The sequence below is a fragment of the Aminobacter niigataensis genome, assembly GCF_946995915.1.
GTDB lineage: Bacteria > Pseudomonadota > Alphaproteobacteria > Rhizobiales > Rhizobiaceae > Aminobacter > Aminobacter niigataensis.
Map to the genome: position 1 here is coordinate 3591282 of NZ_OX341517.1, position 19417 is coordinate 3610698.

Annotated in this window: 22 protein-coding genes and 1 pseudogene; 2 read left to right on the forward strand and 21 right to left on the reverse strand. The window is 60.2% G+C overall.

Going from position 1 to position 19417, the window contains the following annotated elements; all coding sequences use genetic code 11:
• Positions 1–53: 53 nt before the first annotated feature.
• Genes O1Y97_RS17535 through O1Y97_RS17550 form a run of 4 tightly spaced genes read right to left on the reverse strand, consistent with a single transcriptional unit; the run spans position 54 to position 5186 of the window.
• Entirely contained in the window at positions 54–1718 is a 1665-nt protein-coding gene (locus O1Y97_RS17535) for a hypothetical protein (RefSeq protein WP_318761836.1), read from the reverse strand.
• Complete coding sequence (locus O1Y97_RS17540; RefSeq protein ID WP_318761837.1) at positions 1715–4189, reverse strand: phage tail protein; 2475 nt, start codon at positions 4187–4189, stop codon at positions 1715–1717. Before O1Y97_RS17540 ends, O1Y97_RS17535 begins: the two co-directional genes overlap by 4 nt.
• Positions 4190–4192: 3 nt before the next feature.
• Entirely contained in the window at positions 4193–4609 is a 417-nt protein-coding gene (locus O1Y97_RS17545) for a DUF6950 family protein (protein ID WP_318761838.1), read from the reverse strand.
• A 13-nt stretch (positions 4610–4622) separates the two neighbouring features.
• Positions 4623–5186 carry a hypothetical protein gene (locus O1Y97_RS17550; protein ID WP_318761839.1) on the reverse strand — a complete coding sequence of 188 codons (564 nt, stop codon included), beginning with the start codon at positions 5184–5186 and terminating at the stop codon, positions 4623–4625.
• 54 nt (positions 5187–5240) lie between these two features.
• On the opposite strand from O1Y97_RS17550, the gene O1Y97_RS17555 reads away from it, so the two are divergent.
• Complete coding sequence (locus tag O1Y97_RS17555) at positions 5241–5771, forward strand: hypothetical protein (RefSeq protein WP_318761840.1); 531 nt, start codon at positions 5241–5243, stop codon at positions 5769–5771.
• 72 nt (positions 5772–5843) lie between these two features.
• Here O1Y97_RS17555 and O1Y97_RS17560 read toward each other — a convergent pair whose 3' ends face one another.
• Positions 5844–6458, reverse strand: a complete 615-nt coding sequence (locus tag O1Y97_RS17560) for a hypothetical protein (RefSeq protein ID WP_318761841.1) — start codon at positions 6456–6458, stop codon at positions 5844–5846.
• The gene (locus tag O1Y97_RS17565) at positions 6458–8704 is read right to left on the reverse strand and encodes a phage tail length tape measure family protein (protein ID WP_318761842.1); all 2247 of its coding nucleotides are present in this window, start codon (positions 8702–8704) and stop codon (positions 6458–6460) included. Before O1Y97_RS17565 ends, O1Y97_RS17560 begins: the two co-directional genes overlap by 1 nt.
• Before the next feature lie 52 nt (positions 8705–8756).
• Between O1Y97_RS17565 and O1Y97_RS17570 the strand changes: the two genes are divergently transcribed.
• Positions 8757–9152, forward strand: coding sequence for a hypothetical protein (locus tag O1Y97_RS17570; RefSeq protein WP_318761843.1), 396 nt, complete (start codon positions 8757–8759; stop codon positions 9150–9152).
• 9 nt (positions 9153–9161) lie between these two features.
• Here O1Y97_RS17570 and O1Y97_RS17575 read toward each other — a convergent pair.
• The 15 genes and pseudogenes from O1Y97_RS17575 to O1Y97_RS17645 form a co-directional block, all read right to left on the reverse strand.
• A pseudogene (locus tag O1Y97_RS17575) lies at positions 9162–9341 on the reverse strand (phage tail assembly chaperone); the annotation flags it as partial.
• Between the two features lie 20 nt (positions 9342–9361).
• The gene (locus tag O1Y97_RS17580) at positions 9362–9718 is read right to left on the reverse strand and encodes a hypothetical protein (protein WP_318761844.1); all 357 of its coding nucleotides are present in this window, start codon (positions 9716–9718) and stop codon (positions 9362–9364) included.
• Positions 9719–9720: 2 nt separating this feature from the next.
• Entirely contained in the window at positions 9721–10158 is a 438-nt protein-coding gene (locus O1Y97_RS17585; RefSeq protein WP_318761845.1) for a phage tail tube protein, read from the reverse strand.
• Positions 10159–10217: 59 nt separating this feature from the next.
• Positions 10218–10649 (reverse strand): DUF3168 domain-containing protein, encoded by a 432-nt coding sequence (locus O1Y97_RS17590; protein WP_318761846.1) that lies wholly within the window; start codon positions 10647–10649, stop codon positions 10218–10220.
• Positions 10649–11104, reverse strand: a complete 456-nt coding sequence (locus tag O1Y97_RS17595) for an HK97 gp10 family phage protein (protein ID WP_318761847.1) — start codon at positions 11102–11104, stop codon at positions 10649–10651. The genes O1Y97_RS17590 and O1Y97_RS17595 overlap by 1 nt, the downstream gene beginning before the upstream one ends.
• Positions 11105–11458 (reverse strand): head-tail adaptor protein, encoded by a 354-nt coding sequence (locus tag O1Y97_RS17600; protein ID WP_318761848.1) that lies wholly within the window; start codon positions 11456–11458, stop codon positions 11105–11107.
• Positions 11459–11466: 8 nt separating this feature from the next.
• Entirely contained in the window at positions 11467–11961 is a 495-nt protein-coding gene (locus O1Y97_RS17605) for a hypothetical protein (RefSeq protein WP_318761849.1), read from the reverse strand.
• A 474-nt stretch (positions 11962–12435) separates the two neighbouring features.
• Positions 12436–12609 (reverse strand): hypothetical protein, encoded by a 174-nt coding sequence (locus O1Y97_RS17610; protein ID WP_318761850.1) that lies wholly within the window; start codon positions 12607–12609, stop codon positions 12436–12438.
• 23 nt (positions 12610–12632) lie between these two features.
• Complete coding sequence (locus O1Y97_RS17615) at positions 12633–13040, reverse strand: hypothetical protein (RefSeq protein WP_318761851.1); 408 nt, start codon at positions 13038–13040, stop codon at positions 12633–12635.
• A 9-nt stretch (positions 13041–13049) separates the two neighbouring features.
• Entirely contained in the window at positions 13050–13580 is a 531-nt protein-coding gene (locus tag O1Y97_RS17620; RefSeq protein WP_318761852.1) for a head-tail connector protein, read from the reverse strand.
• A gap of 231 nt (positions 13581–13811) precedes the next feature.
• Positions 13812–15086, reverse strand: a complete 1275-nt coding sequence (locus O1Y97_RS17625) for a phage major capsid protein (RefSeq protein WP_318761853.1) — start codon at positions 15084–15086, stop codon at positions 13812–13814.
• Between the two features lie 108 nt (positions 15087–15194).
• Positions 15195–15827 (reverse strand): HK97 family phage prohead protease, encoded by a 633-nt coding sequence (locus O1Y97_RS17630; RefSeq protein WP_318761854.1) that lies wholly within the window; start codon positions 15825–15827, stop codon positions 15195–15197.
• On the reverse strand, positions 15824–17086 hold the full coding sequence (locus tag O1Y97_RS17635; protein WP_318761855.1) for a phage portal protein: 1263 nt from the start codon (positions 17084–17086) through the stop codon (positions 15824–15826). The genes O1Y97_RS17630 and O1Y97_RS17635 overlap by 4 nt, the downstream gene beginning before the upstream one ends.
• Positions 17073–18977 carry a terminase large subunit gene (locus O1Y97_RS17640; protein ID WP_318761856.1) on the reverse strand — a complete coding sequence of 635 codons (1905 nt, stop codon included), beginning with the start codon at positions 18975–18977 and terminating at the stop codon, positions 17073–17075. The genes O1Y97_RS17635 and O1Y97_RS17640 overlap by 14 nt, the downstream gene beginning before the upstream one ends.
• Positions 18952–19338, reverse strand: coding sequence for a hypothetical protein (locus tag O1Y97_RS17645; RefSeq protein WP_318761857.1), 387 nt, complete (start codon positions 19336–19338; stop codon positions 18952–18954). The genes O1Y97_RS17640 and O1Y97_RS17645 overlap by 26 nt, the downstream gene beginning before the upstream one ends.
• Positions 19339–19417 lie beyond the last annotated feature (79 nt).

Below are 19417 nucleotides of genomic sequence, written 5' to 3' on the forward strand. Positions count from 1 at the left end.
GATTGGCCCTTTAGAGGCTGGAAATTAGAGGGTGCTGGATTACAGGCTGAGGATTACAGGCTGAGGGGAATGGCGAAGACGTAGTAGCGAATGCCGATCAGTGACGGGCCGTTTTGCGGGCTCGCCGTGTACGGGTCTCCGAAGGTTGCATCCTCCAATTCGATGCGCCACGGCTGTCCACTGGACTGATAGACGTGCAGAGCGTCGTCGAAGATCTTGCAGTTGATCGAGCAGCCGGCGGGTTTGTTGTTGTAGAGAAACGCGTTGTTGACGCTGCCGAAAATCCGGTGCGTTCTGTTGAACACCGACCGGTTGGAACCGTCTGACCACCGCGCAATCATCTTCGGAAAAGGACGGAAATCGCCGTTGGGGTTATCGACAGCGATTACTGCCTTCTTCGCCCCCAAGAAGGCGTCGTCCGTCGTGCCGAAATCGGCCGCGGCCAGCCAACCTTCCGCGACAATAGGGATCGCAGGCAACCGGCTGTCGAGGATGATCTCGTTCAGCCCCGGCGCGCTGTCCGACGACCCCGGCACCTTCAACTGGATGTAATCGACCGAGCCGTCATTGCTCTTGTGAAAGACCTTCGACCCACCGGACGTCGGTGCCGAGTTGTCGTCGGCGTAGACGACATAGCGCATGTTAAAATTCTGATCGCCGATGTTGTTGACGGTGATCCTGTTCTCCCCAATGACAGGGACGTAGTTGAGCTGAATCCTGTTTGTCCTGGACGTGCCAGACGGCAGAAACGGCGGGTGATAGAACTGCGCCTCCGACGTGCGCTTGACGATGAAGTCGACATAGGTGCCGAATGTTACCGGCATCTTGGTCAGGATGTCTGCCGAGGCGCCCGAGTTGATGGTGATCTGGCCGGCGCCGATGACCTTGGCCGGTACACGCTCGCTGCTGAAGATGAAGGCGTCGTGATCACCCTCGGCAACGTCATGCCCGGGATAGGCCATCTTCACCGCATCCGGCGCGATGCGCAAAACCTTCTGACCCTCCACGGGTGTTCCCGCATAGGAGGGCAACGGCACGTTGTCGATGGGCAATTCTAAGACAGAGTGCAGCTGGCGAAACCGGTCGCCGCCGCCGCCGAGAGCATGGGGTGAAAGGGTGATGGCAAAGTTGTTGAATTCGTTGATGCTGTATCCGAACAGGCTGTAGTTCCGCCTGTTCAGTGTGATCACAGACGACATGCTGACTCTCGTGTCGTCTCGGAACCACGTCACACCGGTTAGCCTGCCGCCGACATATCCCGACTCGTAGGCGCCACTGCTTCTGACATTCACGGGCGAGTACGAATTGCTGACGCCGTCGAAGCGGTTTTCAGCAATAGTGAACCTCCGCGTCTCGATGAGGGGGGTGTATGCAAAACCGAGATTTTCAGGGAAGATTATCTGCGCCTGCATTCCGTCGGTGATACTGCCATTGTTGCGCAAGGCGTAGACCACAAAGAGCGCGTTGACCGATGTGCTCCCCGAAGGCTCGTAATATGTGGCGGTCGCGCCGTCGGCGGCCGGCTTCGGCCACTTCGTCAGATCAAAGCTGATCTCCATCACGTCGAAGACGTAGCCGAGCTTGTGCGCCCATTCGCTGTCGAAGATGTATTTATGCCAGTCGATTGATGGCGTCGTCAGCGGATCGTCGCCGTCGTTCTTCATCACCTTCAGCACCGGGCCGACGCCGGGCTTCAGCCCCATGAACCAGCGTGTCATGCGAAAGTCTCGATGCTCGCGTTGGTGCCGGCACCCTTGATCTGGAGCTTGTTGTTGGCCGAACGCAGTTCCTCGACAATCGCCAAACCGATGCGCGCTACCTGCAGCTTCAACTCCCCGCCTTCGAACACCAGAGGCTGCCCCTCGGAGGTGCCGTCCGTCACGACGAACTGATCGGCCTTGACGACAAACCGCGAGAACGGCTGCATCGGATCTCCACCAACAAAACCAGCTTCCCACATGGTCGCCGCCGACACCCAGTCGTCACCGACCGTTGCGCGTACCTGCATGACGATCTGTGCCACGACATCACCGCTGCCCGCTTGTGCCGTCATGCGCCAGAGACCGCCGGCGGATAGGTCGCCGACAGAAGTCTCAACCGCAGTCACGGCACCCGCCAGAGCCACAAGCTCACCGTCGATCTCTTCGACCGAGGCCGACAGGCTGGACATCGCCGCTGCCGTCGCATTGCGGAACCGGACGGCTACTGAGTTCTCCTCGGCCACCACGCCGGCCGCGTCGGATGCGGCAAGCGCGATCTGCTCGAGGCGAGCCCGGATATCGTCGGCGTCCTGAGCCATCTGAAGCAGGCGCTGATAGATATCGGCCTTGACCTGGCCAAGCCCGACCGACACCGACGGCAAGGCCGCTTCGGGCGTCGACACGGTCGCCCATGCCGTCCAGAACGTGGTGCGCACCGGCGAGGTCACCAGGCGGTGGCGATACTCATAGTCGGCATTGGCCAGCACGCCGTCGCCTGTCACCAGGACCTGCACAGGCACATCGGCCCGCTTCACGATGCTTTCTGTGGCACCCTCAGGTCGATACTCGATCTCGACGGCCAAAACCGTGATGTCGTCAAAGGCTTCCCATGTGAAGCGGATGCCGGGAATACGTTCGGGCGAGCCGGCATTGAGCACCTGCACGCCCGAAGCGAGGAAGTTGGTGGCAGCAGTGGCATAGCTCCCCTCGCCCGGCGCTGTCGGCAGCACGGGCGTCGTGGTGTATGCAGTCGGGTCGAAGATGCCGGCGCCGACTTCCTGAAGCTCCAGATAGATATTGCGGGCGCCCTGCTGGCCGAGCGCACCAAGCCGCTTTTGCCCGATCTGGAACCTGCGGTCGCCATGCTTCGCCGAATTCCAGCGAACCCAGCGGCCCGGAGGCGTGCGATCGAGGAACTTCGGGTGCAGGCAGATCGCCGCATTTGCCTGGAACCGGCTCGCCTTGATGGCGATGTCGGCCAGGCGATCCGCCACCTTCGCGTCGTTGACCGCGCCATAGGGGATCGACGCCGCCAACCGCTCGCGATCCTCGGCAAGGGCGGCCTCGTCGATGCGTGTGGCAAAGGGCACGGTCTCGTAAAAGCTATCGGGGTCGCGCCAGGCACCGGCAACGGTGTTCACCAGCTCCGAGCGCGTGCGGTACTTCGAAAACCGGAATGGCTCGTCGATCATGATGTCGTCGTCGGCAAAAGTCGCAACGACCGCCTGCTCGGCGCCGACGAGCGGATATTCGCCCGAGGCATCTTCCACCCACGTCGCCGCGCATGTCTCCATCAGGGGCTGCATGTTGGCATCGTGCGTCACGCCATTGCCGGCAGCTGCAATCAGGCCGGCCTTGTAGCGCCGGCCGCCGCCCACGAACTCGTCGCAGATGTTGGCCGCAACCGTCCAAGGCCCCAGCGGCAGGCGCGACGCCGGCACGCCCTTTCCGACCATCAGTTCGGTGCCGTTGTAGAAGCCGCGCTCCAGCGCATACATCATCAGCACCGGGTTTTCGGAAAACTCCCATGTCGACTGATCGGCCCACCGGTGCAGGCCGTCGCCGCCGACGCTGGTATCCTTCCGCCAGTCATACAGCGGAGCGCCCTCAATCTCGTAGAACGGCTCTATCGGCTGCTGCAGTTTTTCCCGGTCGAGCGTCTGGGTGGACACCGCATAGGCCACGCCGGCGCCACGGTGGGCCAGAGTCCAGCGGGTCGGTGGATTGGCGTTCGCGACGAGACCGGCGTCGGCCGCCTGGTCCATCGTGCCGATATGCGACTTGACCCAGATTTCGCTGTCGATGTTCTGGACCCGCAGGCCGCGCAGGGCGTCGACGCCACCGCCGAGTGTGCGCCACTCGCCCTCGACACGCACCCGCAGGATGCGCGAGAAGCGGAAGCTGGACAGCACGCGCAAGTCCTGGACCCGGCGATTTCCCGATCCATAGGTGTTGCGGTAGATGTGGTGCCCCGGCGTGCCCACCTTGCCGAGCGCCACCGTGCGCGGAATATCCTCGCCGTAGCTCGTCTGCAGTTGCACTGCCTGAGCCTGCTGCTTCGGCGGGAAGATGGAGCCAAGCGCGTATTTGAACGCAATACCGAGCCCGAGGCGCGCAACGCCAGCAAGGATCGTCGAGCCCCCGAGCCAACTGACGGCGCCGGAGATCGCTCCGCCAATGGTGGCAAAGACTGGTGCGAGGAAACCCATGTATCAGCCGACCTTGAATGCGGTTTTGATGGCGGTCTGCGGATAAAAGACGAGGCCTGTCTCGACCTTCACCGCAAAGCCTCGTTCGGTGATGATACCGGCGGCAAGCATGCCGTCACGTTCGATCACGCCGGCATCGCCGCGACTGGCGGAGAGACGCCCGACGGGTGGGAACAGCTTGGCGAGCACCGCCTCGACATCGGCGCACTTCCGGCGCCGCATAACCTTTGCTGCACCGATCTCGCTCGAATAGGTGCCGCGCACCCTGGCGGCCGGATCGATACCGGTCATTGCCTCGATGACATCGGCCACGGTCAACAGGCAGTCGGCCACGCCCCATTCGCCGGGCATGTCGAGGTGATGCTCGACGACAAGCGCGAGCCGTCGCTCCCAGTCTGGGAGACGCTGCAGTTTCAGCATGATGTGAAGCGCCCTAGAGCTTGATGTCGAAATATTCCGAGCGCACGCGGCTCGCGAACTCGAAGAACTTGTCGCCAGGCGAAACCAGTTGCTGGTCTTCGTGGCTGGCCGAGCGGTAGCCGTCACGGTGGTTGTCGAGCCTGCCGTCGATGATGTTGGCGACAATCTTGACCTCGCCGCCGTCGGTGACATGATCGACGGTATCGCAATAGCCGTAGACCATCGGCTCGACATGCAGCAGCGCCCGGGTATCAGGATCGAAATAGGCGTCGTAGACCGTCAGCGGCCGACCCTTGTAATCTTCGTTCTCGATCAGCTGCAGCTTGTCCGGCTCAAGACCGAAGTCGCGCTTGGCGGTCAGCTCCACCGTGAACGTCGCCGCGGCGGTGCCGACGCCATAGACCGGCTCCGATACCGATATCAGCGTCGACGGCCAATAGGTCAGGCCGCTCCACACCAGGTCGGCATTGCCGTTCCAGAAGCCATAGGTGCCGGTGCCACACTCGATCTTCATCAGCGAGCGGATGACCGCCCGCCCCTCGTCGAGCACCTGCTGGAGGCGTGTCGGAAAAGTCATTTCGGCACCTCTTAACGATTGTGCGCCATACCAAGACCCTTGGAGGGTCCGCGCATGTCAGAACGAGACGATCTATTGGCCGCTGTCGGTCAGATGCTGGTGACGTGGAACCAGCTTGAGCATGAGACGCGCCGGCTTCTGCAGGAAATCTGCGGCGGCGACACTGTCGCCAACCGAGTTCTGACTGCTGAGTTCAACGGCATGGCCCTTGCCAGCGCCTTGAAAACTGCCGCTGCAACAATCTTGCCCGACGACCTCAAAGCGCACGTTGTGGACTGCGCCAAACGCTTCGATGATCTGAAGGACTACCGCAACCACTATGTTCATGGGGTGGTCGGACCGGAATGGGAGAAAAAGGGTCATATGAGCGTTGAACGCCACACCGCCAGATCGACGCTCAAAATCTACGACACACCTATCTCAACGATGGAACTTACGAATCTGACCGAACAATTCGCTGTCCTGTCCATCGTGGCAATTGATCTATCCCTCGTGGTGCGGGATCATAATAGGGGGACGCCTTATACATTGCCGCGAACACCCGACTGGCAAAAGATGGATTCACTACCTCATCGTATAGGTTAGCCGCCCGCTGCATCGCCACCGTGATGACGAGGCCGTCCTCTTCGTAAAGCACCGTGTCGTCCGTGAACTCAGTCATTTCGGCACCTCGACCAGCGTGAAGGATGCCACAGGGAATAGCTCGTCAGGGATGGAAAACGAGCCCGGCAAAACCCGCATGTTGAGTTCGGGCGCCTTGAATTTCACGACCGCACCGGCCGCGATGTAACCGGGCACAGGCGGCTCGACGGTCACGCTGATGGCGCTGGACGCTGCGACACCACCCGACTGGATCCGATGCAAACTGCGATAGTCGCCTGTCGCCAGCGAGATCAGATCGCCAGCGCCGAGCGTCAAACCGTTCGAAACACTGCTCACAGCCAGCACCCGGCCATCGGTGATCGAGACCAGATTGCCGCTGTCGTCCAGCGCCGGATTGTCGGCATCGCCCCAATAGGCGCGGGGAATACACATGTGCGTCGGGCTGTAGCGAACCGTCTGGAGCCCGCCACGCGTGGCATCGCGGAAAGCCTCGACCGCCAGCCTGGGTCCCGCCTTCAGCGGCACGGTCCTCATGGTGATCTGCCATGTCGGGTCCGCAAATTCCACGAACGCCATAGCCCGGTTGCCGGCGCGGGCCATCGACACGGACTCGACTAGCTGGGGATAAGCGACCTGGTAGCCGACGTCAGGTAAGGCAATGGCCGCCATCATATCATCCCTTTGGTCTTCGCCTCGCGGAGTGACTTCACTACCTTTGGCGTGAACTCGCGCTCGAACTTCCGAAGCGCTTCCGTCACCTGCTCGCCGGCATTGTCGCCACCACCTTGGACGGTGATGCTTGGCGCGAAGGCCACGCTGATCGCTTGGTTTGCTGGAGATTGGAGGCGGGGTGCGATAGGAGCGCCAACGTAGCCTCCAGAAGCATAGCCTTTCAGGCTTTGCCTAAATGCCTCAAGGGCGGAGGGGCCACCGGCAGCGCGCACTGCGTCTTGGTCAAAGACATACTCACCCTTGTGCACCAAGCCAGCCGGGTCGTACTTGCCACCAGGGCCAGTGTAACCGCCATCGCTCCATAGCCCGGCCCCCGCTGGAAAACTGAAAGAGCTCTGTGCAGGGCCAAAAAGTCCACCGAGCAGCCCCAAAAGCCCGCCCCCCTGCCCGCCTGACAGCGAGGCAAAGAAATCGGAATACGCTCCCTTGCCCGTAAGCGCCGACTTTAGGATTTCAATGCCCAGCTTTTTGAACGCGTCCGCAGCATCTTCCGTGCCGGCGATAACGTTGCCCAGAGCGTCAATTGCGTCGGCGCCGAGCTGTTCAAGACCGTTGTTGAAATCCTGCTGGGCCTTGTTCAGTTTCGCCTGGGATTCCGCCAACTCCGCGTTCTTAGCGACTAGCTCGGCGATTTGCTTGCCGGCCTCGCTGTTCAGGTCGACGCCAGCGCGCTTTAGTTCGTTGTAGACGCGCTGCTCTGTCGCCGTGCGCCCAATCTGCTCCTGCTCGAACTGCAAGCTAGCAATGACATCGTCGATTGCCTTCTTTTCTCGTTCGGCGTCGGAAACGGCGCTGCCGCGGCCAGAAGACCCAGATTTGGCATCCTTGAATAGGCTCGGAAAGATATCCTTCCACTCTTTGCCGCCAGGCACTCCGGATCCGAACCGGGAATTGAAGGCTTGGTCGGAGAGGACGCCACCTTGCAGCCTGCCATTCTTGCCTGCCGCTCCTGCGATGGCATCGAAGCCGCTAGCCGCCAAGGCCGCCGCCTGCGCAGCAGCCAGGTATGTCTTGGCAAGTTCTTCAACTTTGTCGCGGAGCCCACCGGTGGCTGGAATCGCGGAACTGTTGACGACATCTGCAACCAATTCCTGCACCCGTGCAAATTCATCGGATGCATCCTTGCCGGACTTTATGGCTTCGTGAAACTCGGAGCTGGCGATCTCCAGCCGCCCGACGTTGTCGACCATCTCCATGGCACCTTGGTTGAAGGCGCTGAAATTGGCTGATTGTACCTGGTCCAGGAAGGATCCTAAGGACGTGCTGGCGGCACTGAACTCTCTATCAATGGTGGAGTTTCTTGCGCTAACATCCTCGGCCGCGCGTTTGGTCCTCTCAAGCTCATCCGCATACTTTTTCAACGCGGGAACCGCAGCACCCCATCGGGCGGCGACCGTCTGAATGACGGCAGCCTGCTCCTCCAGAGATTTGGTCGTCTCTTCCGAGCCCGCCATAAATTTCATGAAGTACTGCGCGGCGGCAGCAGTCGCAGCAACGACACCGATAGTCACGAGCGAGACCGGGCTAATCACCGATGCAAAGGCTGCGGCAAGGCCCTTCACCGCCCCCGTGGCACCCATGGGACCTAGGACAGCGGAGAGCTGTGTGCCCTGCTGCAGCGCGATCTGCAATGGCGACATGCCCATTGCAGATGTGACTGCGATATCCTGAAATTGAGCCGCTAGGTTGGCAGTTTGAAAAGCCCCGACATTAGCTCCGTGCCGGCTTGGCGTATCGGCCATAGCTGCATTGCGCTGCTTTAGAGCGGCAACACTTGCCAATGTCGCTTGTCGCTCCCGACCTATAGCAGCGGTCATCTCGTCGGCCGAAATCGCACCCAGGCGATGAGCCTGTTGGATCTCAGCGACCGTCGCCTTGTAGCGAGTGATAGTCGAGAACACGGGATTGAACTTCCCGCGAAGCCGCTCAAGCTCCGCGCCTTGATCAGAAAGCGCGCCGGTCCATTCCTTTGTGGCCTTCGCGCCAATGCCAACCATCGCATTGATGCGGGTCTGCATCGCCGAGGTCATCGACTTGTCGATGCCTTTGCCGAGCCCATCGAACTGCTTCTGAACATTGCTGGTAGTGGATGAGATGTCCGATTCCAGTCGCTTGAGCGACCGGCGCACCGTTGCAAGATCGGTGCTGATGCTAATCAGCAGATCGTCAGTCTTCTCGGCCATGGAATGTCCTGATAAAGAAAAAGCCCGCGTGACGGGCTTTGGAGGTGTATCTGTGAAAGCACTGGTCGCCGCGACCTGCGTCGCCGTTCTGGCGGCGGTCAGCTATTTCTTCTGGGGCGAGTACAGCACGTATCGTGAGCGCGCTCACACGGAGGTGGTGCGCGCAGAAAATCAGCGAGCCAAGAATGAGGCAGAGCGGTTCGCGGCAACAACCACCCAAAATGCTGCCGATGAAGCTCGCAGCGGCATGTTAGGGAACCGAGGATGTGAAAAGGCCGCTGAAGACCTGCTTTTTGCCGTGGAAATGAACACTGTCCGAACCGCATCGGAAGTGCCTCCTCGCCTTGCCAACGACATACGCATATGCGTTGGCAAGGATATGCTTCATGCTTCCACTGTAAAAAGGCTAGAGGCCGTCAGCTTCTTTCGTGATATCCCACAGGGGTAGTGCCCTCGGCTATCCACCATACTTCTCGACAAGCCTCGCCAAGTCATCGTCGCTGGGGGGCTCGGTTTTCTTGCCGCTACCATTAGCCTCGTTGAACCCCTCGATCGCCAAGATGTACTCGGTGACCGTTGAACGCCAGAAGACCTCTGGCGTCCACTTCAGCGAACCAAACGCGCTGCGCATCCAAAGCCGCCAAGGGAAAGCCTGTTCTAGCTCTCTGTCTTGGCGGCGTCTTCGTTTTTTGGCTCACCGTCGAAGTGATGTGACAGTGCGGCTGCGAACGCGGCGGCACATGCATTAAAGTGCTTGAGCTTCAGCGCTCTGATAGCTGCAGCGCTATCACCGCGTACGGCCAGGAGTGACAGCGCGGCCATCGTGGCGACGAGCTCGACACCGGACAAACGCAGGAACAAATCCTCAAGGGACTTGCACTCCAGACGAGTGGAAAGGGCTGCAAGGCGCGACATTTCAGCGGCGAGAACCAGCGGAACGTTCCCGATCCACAAGGCCACCTCGCCGCGAGCTCCGTTTACCTCAAGCGGAAATGGCTTCTCCTCAATCGCCATGATTACACCTCAGCCGTAAACGTAAGCGGTCCGGCCGCAACGAACGTGGCCGAGAAGTCCATGTTGCCTTCCATCTCGCCGCTGAACTCGAATTCCGAGACGAACCAGGCTCCGGTATAGGTGCCGAGCCCAGGTACAATCACCTTGGCGTTGAACTTGGTCGCGTCGTTGACGTGTTCCATGAACGCAGTCGACGTTGCGCCCTTCACGAACTTGCCAGAGCCGGAGAAAGTCCGGTTCTTGATGCCAGGTTCCGCGGTCTTCTGCGGCGTGTCGCCTGGATTGAGGCAGTCCGGGATAGTCGTGTCGACTTCGTTGGCCGACATGTTGAAGCTTCGGGTCGTGATGCCGCAGAGGCTATTGAAAGTCTCTGGGCCTGGGGTGGCGCCATCACCGATCTGAATCAGGAGAAGGCGGCCAATCTGCTGTCCATCAGCCATGCTGGTGAATCCTATCTAATGGTCCGCAATAGCGGGCGAAATGTGGGGAAGCGGGCCGCCTACGGCCCTTCGATGATGGCGGAAAATTCCACCACGCCATGACCGGTGGTACCGTCAGTGTCGTAGAAGATGCGCTCGCCTCGGTGTTCGAGTGTCACCATGCGCTTGGTGGGGAGTGCCAACGGGTAGTCGTGCAGCGCTTGTGCAACTTCGTAGGCAATGGCCCGAGCGTCTTGCAGAGGCCCTCCTGCGCCAGGAAGTGCGTGGCTCGTGTCCGTCCAAATGTGGATATTTAGGTCTGCCGTGGTGCTGCGCAGACAGGTGACATCCGCTCGCCGGGTAGTCACATCGTCGACCACAACATAGGGCGGGACCACAGCGGCGTCCGGCTTGTAGAAAACCTTGCTTGCTCCGACGAGCGCAGTTAGCGGTGCGTAGTTTCGCAGTCTGGCTGTGGCCACACCGACGAGTTCATGTGCTGGTGCCGCCATTAACGTTTCCCCATGGCTTGCCGCACAGCCTTGTTCAGGGCGTTGCGCACCTTGCGGAGCGCCTTCGGCCGGAATGCGCGCCACGTCGGGAACACGTGCGGCTGTGCTGCCGTGCCTGGATGTTGCGTACCAGCGAACTGCCCCTTGTTGACATGCGGCTTGGTGCCGAATTCCAGAAAGTGCCAGATGTACTCGGCGTAGACTGCCGTTGCATCTGGATCCTTCGATGGCACCCCACCGATGGGCTGCTTAGTAGGGTTATCGGCCTGACGCTCACCCTTGATGCTGCGCCGGTAGTCGCCGCTTTTGTGTGGTGCCTTGGCTGCGATGAGGCTTGCCGCCTCCTTGGCCACGTCGATCTTAGCTTTTGCGGCTGCGGCTTCAGCAGCGGGGGCCAGGGCGTTCAATTTGCGGGAAAGAGCCTCGCGACCAAGGATTTTGGTTTTGAAGGCCATCTAGCTTGCCTCGCCTTCAACGACCAGCATATCGAGCAGGCCGTTACGCTCGTCAGGATTAGTGATGGCCTTAATGTTGTAGGTCGTGCCGCTGCGGGCGTTCACCACCCGCCAAGCAGGTGTCACCTCGCGCGTGCGGATGGAACTGCGAACTGACAGCGTGTAGGGCTGTATGCCAGTCAGACGAGCGGCAATGACAGGTTCAGAGCCAAGGCGCGGTGCAAGTCTGGCTGGCTCGGTGAATATAGGCTGGAATGGGCCGGCGACATCATTTCCGTAAGGATCAGAAATGACATCCCTGCGTTCGAACGACACGCGCTGGTTGAGGGCTCCGGCGCCAGATCTTTTGTTCATGAGGTAACCTAAATCAGATGGGTGCGCCTGGCATTCTTCTTCAGGTTATCGTTCGCCCAAAGCGGCCGAAGGTTTGTAAGTGCCCAAGCAGCCTTGAATTCTGGATCTTCTGGTGTTTCGTAATTGAATAATGAGTCCGGCAGTATGTGATCAACGTGCCATACTGGTCCGTAGTTGTCCCAACTCATTCCCTTTAGAAACTGCCGTTCTAGGTGAACTCGCAACACGTCGACTGCATAGCCAACCATTGCTTCCCATGACCGCCCAGCCTTTGTCCCTTTTAGAGAGTACCGAATGCCATTCGACATTGCATAGCGAAGTCGATAACGCCCATCTTGGCGCCGCTCTGCAGCATACTCGCGGCGACGCTCGGGATTATCAGTCTGCCATTTTTTGACGCGCCCGCGAATTTTGTCCGCGTTATCGTCATGATATTTGCGCTTGTTATCACGGAGTTTGTCGTCGTTTTCAGATCGCCACTTCGCTTGAGTGCGCTTCTTCACTACTGGCGCGCAGATCGTGCAGTATACCGCCTTCTTCGGACGCCATTCTGACCGGCCGCACTCTGCACAAATGGTCGGCTCGCGCCGTGGGCGCCCGTCCTTCTTCTTTTTTGCCCTGCCTAGAGGCTTGCAAGTTTCGCAGCGGATCTCACAGCCATGCCGTCGAATTGATCCAATGCCGCACAGTTCACACGAGAATGACTCACCTATCCTTCCTCGTGGACCTTTCTTGGCTGCGGCTCGGTCAGCCCGATCTTGCTTTGTTTTTTCCGCTCGGCAATTCAAACATCGCATTTGGCGAGCGCTAGTTCGTTCGCACGCGACCCCACACATTGTGCAGGTCATCATTTTGACGAGCGGGGATTGCGCGCTGTCAAACAGCGCACTAAGTGCGGCATCAGCCATTCGGTGCTCCTAAATAGCATCGCAGGGTTAGAGCCGACTCGGTGTTACCAGCACCGTTTCGGCTCGCTACTATTTAGGCGGCAAGAGCGATTCCAGCAAGGTTTCGGCCTCGCCTTTTCGTGGGGGCTTAAAGCGCACCGCCTTGCCAGCAGCCACTGCCTTGTCAGCGCATGCGCGAGTCACATTTCCCGACCAGCCGGCCTTGTATTCGATCGTGGTTCCGGCCGTGGGCTTGAAGTCCATGTCGGCCAGGAACCTGACCCACATTAGAGCGCGACACCCGGCGCCTGAATGCCAACAGCCAGGACGCTGGCGCTCTTGGCGATACCGAGAAGGCACACGTATTCGCCAGCACCGATGTCCGCAACGGGACAGATGCCGCCGGGTGTATCGGAGAGGTAGTAGGCCACGCCAGGCGTAAGCGTCCCGCCGATCGTGATGTCGCCAGCCTTGTGGACGGCAAGTGGCTGATTCAGGCTCGCCGAGTTCAAAGCAATGCCGCCAGCCTTGCGAGCGGCTGCCGTGGCGCTGTTCGAATCCGCGAGCATCCACTTTCCGGTTGCCGCCTTATAGACCGGCTGGCCAGCGGTGATTGCCTCGCCGGCAGAGCCTGTGTCACGGCTCGAGTTCTCGCCCGCGACGACATTCGCCGCGGTGATGGAAATGTCTGTCATGGGGATGCCCTATGAATAGAAGCGATAATTGCTGAGCAGGCTGTCGAAACCAGACCACTCGCTGTCCGGCTCGCTGCCGCGATGCTCGTAGAGGTCTTCGACGCGCAACAGCATGGCGTGCTTCACGGCAGGCGGGCATTCGGTGAACCCAGCGACAGCCGTAAGCGTTATGAGCGAACCAATCTGAGCGGCCGGCCACTGCTGGCCGTACTTGAGCACAAGGCCGTCGCCGCGTAGCTCGAAAACCGTGTCTGGCAACGGCGTGACAACGCCGGCCGTGTCGACATACTCGATGTCAGCGTCGGTCACCGGCGCGACCGGCAAGCGCGCCATGTCGGCCCAGCATGTCGCCTGAGCCTCGATAACCTGAGACGCAAAACGTGCGCCGCAGTATTTCTCGACGTGGTCGCGTGCAGCGGCAATGATGCCAGCAATCAGCACATCGTCGTCGTCATGGAAGACGTTAAGATGCCGCTTCGCCTCGGCCAGCGATATCGGCTCCGCCGACGGCGCTGTCGTCACCTTCGGTGGGTACCACATCAGATTTGCCCTTCTTTGTGCGACGTTCGCCTCGCGGTGAAGCATCAGCGGTTTCGGTGGCTCCGACCTCGATAGCGAATTCTGCGCCAACAAGGCGGCGAGCTTCCTCTTCAGGGAATTCCCACTCGTCGCCAGGTGAGAGTGCGTAAAGCGGGCCGGCCAAGCCGATCAACATTTTGAGCTTCATCTTCGCTCCGATGTGTTGGGCGGGGCCGAAGCCCCGCCACAGAATTAGGCCTGGATGAGGTGCTTGACCGCAGCCACATCGCCGAGCTCGCCGTCGAAGCGGATCAAGCCGGCAATACCGAGGTTCGGCCAGAAGCGCTCGCGAAGAACACCGATGACGGGCGCACCGACCTTGCGGACGAAGTACGAACCGAAGTCACCGAACAGCAGCGACTTCTGACCGGTCGCGATATTGGCCATGGCCTGATTGATGCTGTAGCGGTAGCCGAGGATTGAACCGGGGACGCCATTGGTAACGTCGCCCTGGGTCCAAATGTATCGGCCCTCGCCGTCTTTCAGCTTCCGCAACGAGCCGAGTGTGAGGTCATTGAACATAAACCTTACCTTCGGCGACTGGCGATAAGCAGGGTCGACAGAATGGACGAGGTCGATCACCTCGTCGTAGGTTACAGCAGCGGCGGCTGCGGCAGTCTTGCCGAGGCTCGAAGCAGTCACAATGCCGTTGGGATCATCCGTGCCATCGCCCACGGTCAGTTGGCTATTGGCGATACGCCCGAGACGCTTGCCGAGCAGTCCACCGAGGAGGTTCTCCATATTGAAGATGGAGTCCTGCGCCAATTCGAACGAGAACTTCACGAACTCGGTATCGAAAACGTACGCGTTGAGGTGCTTCTGACCAAAAGTGACGTCCTTGCCGCCATCGTCGGTAAGGGCAGCACCTTCAGTGTGCTTTTCAGCGGTAACGGCAGTGTCGTCGACGGTGGGCAGATCAATCTGGTTGCCAGACGCGGTATTCATGACGGTGCAGATGTCGTCGTCGTACATCGGGCCCCACGCTTTCATCGTTTCGATGATCACGTTGGCAAGCTCCGTCGGAACGGTATAGCCGCCAGCCGTAGCAGTTCCGGCAGTCTGGGTGCGGAATTCCTTGGTGGACTGCACACCGGCCTTGAGGACAGCTCGCTCCTCAGCGTCCAGTTCGCCTAGGTCGGCGCCATTCGCAATGAACTTGTGAAACACCGCGCGATATTCGAGTGCCTCGCCATCGTCTTGGCCGCGGGTATCAGTATCTGCGCCGGTTGGACGCTGGCGCTTGCGCTCTTCGTCAGCGCGGTCGGCAAGGCGCTTCTCGGCGTCTGCAAGGCGCTGCTCGCGCTCGATCAGCTTCTCGACGCGGTCGAATTCGGCCATGATCGTGTCGTGGCGAGCGTCAAGCTCGGCTGCACGGGCTTCGTCGGTGTTGGTCTTGATTTCATCAAGCGCTGCACGCGCCTGCGCGACAAGCGAGCCGCGCTTTTCGTTCAGGTCCTTAAGGGACATAGTATCTCCGGATATGAAAAAGGCCGCTCGTGGCGGCCATGGGGGTGTGATGGCAGGACTAGGTCCGGCCCTCCGGCTGTGCCGGGTGACTTCAGCCGTTGAGGCTGGCTACGTGGCGTCCTGCCGGATGCCCCGAATTCGCTGTTCCATTGCGGCGCGCTTTTCGGCTACCCGCCTTGCGGCAGCGGCAGCGTCAGAAGCTCGCTTTTCTGCGGCATCCTTAGCCGCGCCACCCTCAGCCCTTGCCGCCTCAAGCGAGCGAAGGCCGATCGTGGTGTCTTCGTAGGCCGGCCAAGCAACCGCCGACACTTCATGAAGCTCAAGCTTGTGGATGGTGCGCACCGGCGTATCACCGGTTTCGTCCCAAGTTTCCTTAGTGACGCGGAAGCCAAAGCTCATGCCGCTGATGTCGCCACGCTTGACCAAGACCCAGAGGTCGTTGCCGTCGCTGGTGTCCGGCACATCAATTTCGACACGAAGCCCGGTGCCATCCTCTGCAAGCCGAAGAGTGCCGGACTTGGTGCGGCCAATTACGCGGCCGGCGTCGTGATCGACCAAGGCGCGGATGTCACCGGCAATGGCATCGGCAAACGCGCCAGGAGCAATCTTTTCCTGAAAGTATCCGCCAATGTCCGCCAGACGGTCGAACTTCGCGGCGTAGCCAACAAGCGTTCGCTTGTCGCTGTCAGCGCGCACCTCGACCCCAAGGCCAGATGCGCGCTTCTCAATGTTGGTCGTCATGCGGCATCAGCCTCATCGTCATCGTCAGGGATGTTGTCATTTGCAGGCGGGTCGGCAGGCTGGGTTCCCAGCACCACCGTCGCGCCCTGCATGAACAGTTCGTCGGCCGCCACGTTCTTGTGCTTGCCGCGGTTCTCCAGGGCTCGCCCCTCGTTCGGAGTGAGGAAGCCGGCCTGAATGCCACGTGCGATGCCATCAATGCGGCTCTTGAAGTCGCCCCGCATGAGACCGTCGAGATTGTGCTCGATGTAGCGGTTCGTGCTGCCGCGTCCGAAGAACTTCAGGTTCAGTTCATCCTCCAGCGCCTTGGCCCACTGGCCAATGAGGTGCTTGACGAGGTGCAGGTCCTGCTGCTCAGCGTTGCTGAACGTGGCCCGCGACAAGTCCTGCAGAAACACTGGCGGTAGCTGATAGGCGCGAGAGATTTCCTCGACCTGAAAGCGCCGCGCCTCGATCATCTGACCCTTGGCAGGATCGAAGCCGACAGGCTTCAATTCGTATCCGCCGGGAATGGGAGTGATAGGCTTGCCGGTGGCTTTTGCGTTGTCGATTGCAGCGGTAACGTCTGCGAGGGCTCGCTTCATCGCCTCCGTGCCGGAAGGTAACGGACCAACTAGTGCCAGTGGCGGAACGCCTCCACCTGCAAAGAAGTTCGAGCCATAGTCGTTCATGGCGATGGCAAGCTGAATCGCCTTCGCGGCCATGGTGATCGGGCCATAGTGACTCGACCCGTCCGACTTCAGCATGAACGGCACGTCGATCACGTCTGCGGCCGCGTACGTCTTGCCTTCAGAGTGATAGGTGACCCGACCGGCAGTTCGCTTGACGGTCGTCTTTTTCGGATCGAGCGACCAAAGTGCCTCGATGCCTTGCGGCGCCCGCTCAATCCAGGCAAGACCCCGACCACCGGTGAAGACTTGCTGCCAGAAGTGCTGCCAGAACTTGAACGAGCCCATCGAGTCGTTGGGCGCGACGTTCACCACCGTTTCGAGCTTGCCGCCTGCCCGCTTCGCGCCTTCCTTGGTGTCTCGGTAGGCGTGGCGCGGGATAGCCGCCAACGTCCGAGACATGAAAGCGACCGCCGCCCATACGGCGGGCACCGTCAAGGCCTTGTCGATGGTGACATTGGGCAGGTTCGCGCCGTTAACGCCGAAGAATGAGAGGAAGTTCTCCGAGCTCACCGGAACCATCGGGTTTTCGATCGTTTCCGCGCGCTTTTCCGTGGTTTCCTCGGGTTTAGCCCGATCAAATGGCCACATTCTTGGCTCCAATTTTCGTCAGGCTAAATTCTGGGTCATCCCATGGGGATGACGGCGTCGTGACCGTCGGCTTGTCCGATGCAGCACCGACCGCCATTGCCAAAGCAACAGCCGCGTCGATGCGAACAGAGGCTCGTGTTTTGACGAACCAGCGATTGCCGTGCGGGTCTGGCGGGTGGTTGAACGTCGAGCCCATCAAAGCGGTCATGAGAGCCGGGTTCGACCGGAGCCGAATGCGACCGTCGATGATGAGGTTTTCAAGTTCGGTGACAGAGCCTGGCATCCACAACCCCAATGGGGGCTTCTCGCCGGCAGCCTTCGCCGCTTCGATCTTCTCTTCGGACGGCCTCGCCCTCACCTTCCCGCCTTGTGGGTGCGGAAGCTGTTCCGCAGTCACGCCGAAGATGTCGAGTTCGTCTTTGAACGCGGCATAGGCATAGTTGTCGTAGGCGATCGACTGGATGTCGTAGAGCCGGTCCAGTTCGGCCACCCGCGCGGCGACGATATCAAAGCGAATGCGTGGCCCCTCAGGCGCGTTTAGATGACCTTCGCGCACCCACACGTCATAAGGCTGCTTGTCGGCCGTAACGCGCGCTGCAAGCGTGTCGCCAGGCGTCCATGCTTCAATCCAAGCGTCATATGTCGGCAAATCCGCTGTTTCACCGTTCTCGCGTGTGACGGTCTTGAAGCCCGTCGGCTGGACGCAGGCAACGACTGTCATGTCCTTGGTGCCAGACAGGTCGACACCGAGAAATAGCGGCCCGCCTTCGGGCAAGTCCCATTGTGACATCACCTTGTCGACGGTTGCGCGAGGCATCCAGGCCTTATCGGCGTCCGTCCAGACACAGAAATGCAAGCGAAGAACGTTGTTGAGCTTGCCGGGGACGTCGCGCGCCTCAGCAACAACGCCGGCAAGATAGTCATGCGTCAGGATCGTACCGAGAAGCGGGTTTGCCTTCGCCCAGCACGACGGATCCGTCATCGGATCGTCGCCCTTGTCCAAAGCGCAGACATACGCGAAGACGCTGTCGCTGCCCTCCCATGTCTCACCAACGAAGGTAAACTCTTCGTCGGGTGTCTGGGTGCCAGCCAAAACCTTGACTGCTCGCTCCCGCTCTTCCCAGCAAACGCTGTTTCGATCCGAGCCGGAGTTCGTAATCATCAGCAGAAGTGGATTTTGACGGAACTTGAAGCCGCGCTGCAGCATCTCCATGATGCTACGGTCGGGGTGTTCGTGCACCTCGTCGCAAAGCGCAAAATGCGGTCGCGGACCGGAGCCGGTCTTGCCGGCCTCTTTCGAGATCGGCCGAAAGAATGAGCCCGACCGATGGTGAGCAATGTTGAACTCTTTGCCCAAGCCCCCGCTGAATTTCACACGGGACTCGATGGCAGGAGCCTGCCTGACCATCTTGCACGCGTCCTGAAACAGGATCTGCGCCTGATCTTTCTTGGCAGCCGCGGCGTAAATCTGCGCGCCGGATTCCTTGTCGGCCGTCAGGCCATAGAGGCCAACGCCACCAGCAAAGGGTGACTTGCCGTTACCCTTGCCCTCTTCGATGTAGGCGGTGCGAAAGCGTCGAGTACCGTCCGCCTTCTCCCACCCAAAGATCGAACCAAGTTTGAACGCCTGTGACGGATGAAGTTTGAAGGGCTTGCCGTCAAACTGACCTTCACTGAGGCGAAGCCGCTCCTCAAAGAACCGAAATACCCGGTTCGCCGCCTCGTCGTCCCAGTAGAGCCCGCGCTCGTGGCCTCGCTCCAAATCAGCAAAGTGCCGGCGGCAGGCATTCCGCACATGAGGCCCTGCAACCTCTACCCCATCCAGAACCGCCTGCGCATATCCACTGACGCGCCGCAGCGCCACCTTAGTCGAGGAGGTCGTCTTTTTCATCCTCGTCATCAAGCACCGTGATCTTGCTGGCGTCGGACGGGGTCGCCCCCATTTGGCCGAGGCACTGACGAAGCAAGTTCATCGCCTGAACGCCGACGTCCTGATTGGCCATGATGCGCCCCTGTATGCTCGCGGCCATGCCGACCAACATTCGGTGCGATTCAGTCAGCCAGGGAATTTCTTTCTGAAACAGCAGCCAAGCGGACTTGGCCTTGCTCGCCTCTGTGTCAGTCAGCCACTTCGGCGGAGCGCCCAAGGGGCCGTTGCCCTTGGGCTCTTTCCGAGATTTGAACCGCTGCGGGTTCTTTTTGTCGCTCGCCTCTACAGCCGCCTTGGCGCGAGGCGTTCTAGGCCTCGCCATGGCTCAAAACTCACTGTCTGGGGTCATATTCTGAATTGTGGATGCGCACGCGATGCGGGGGCGACGGTCTGGGCTATCG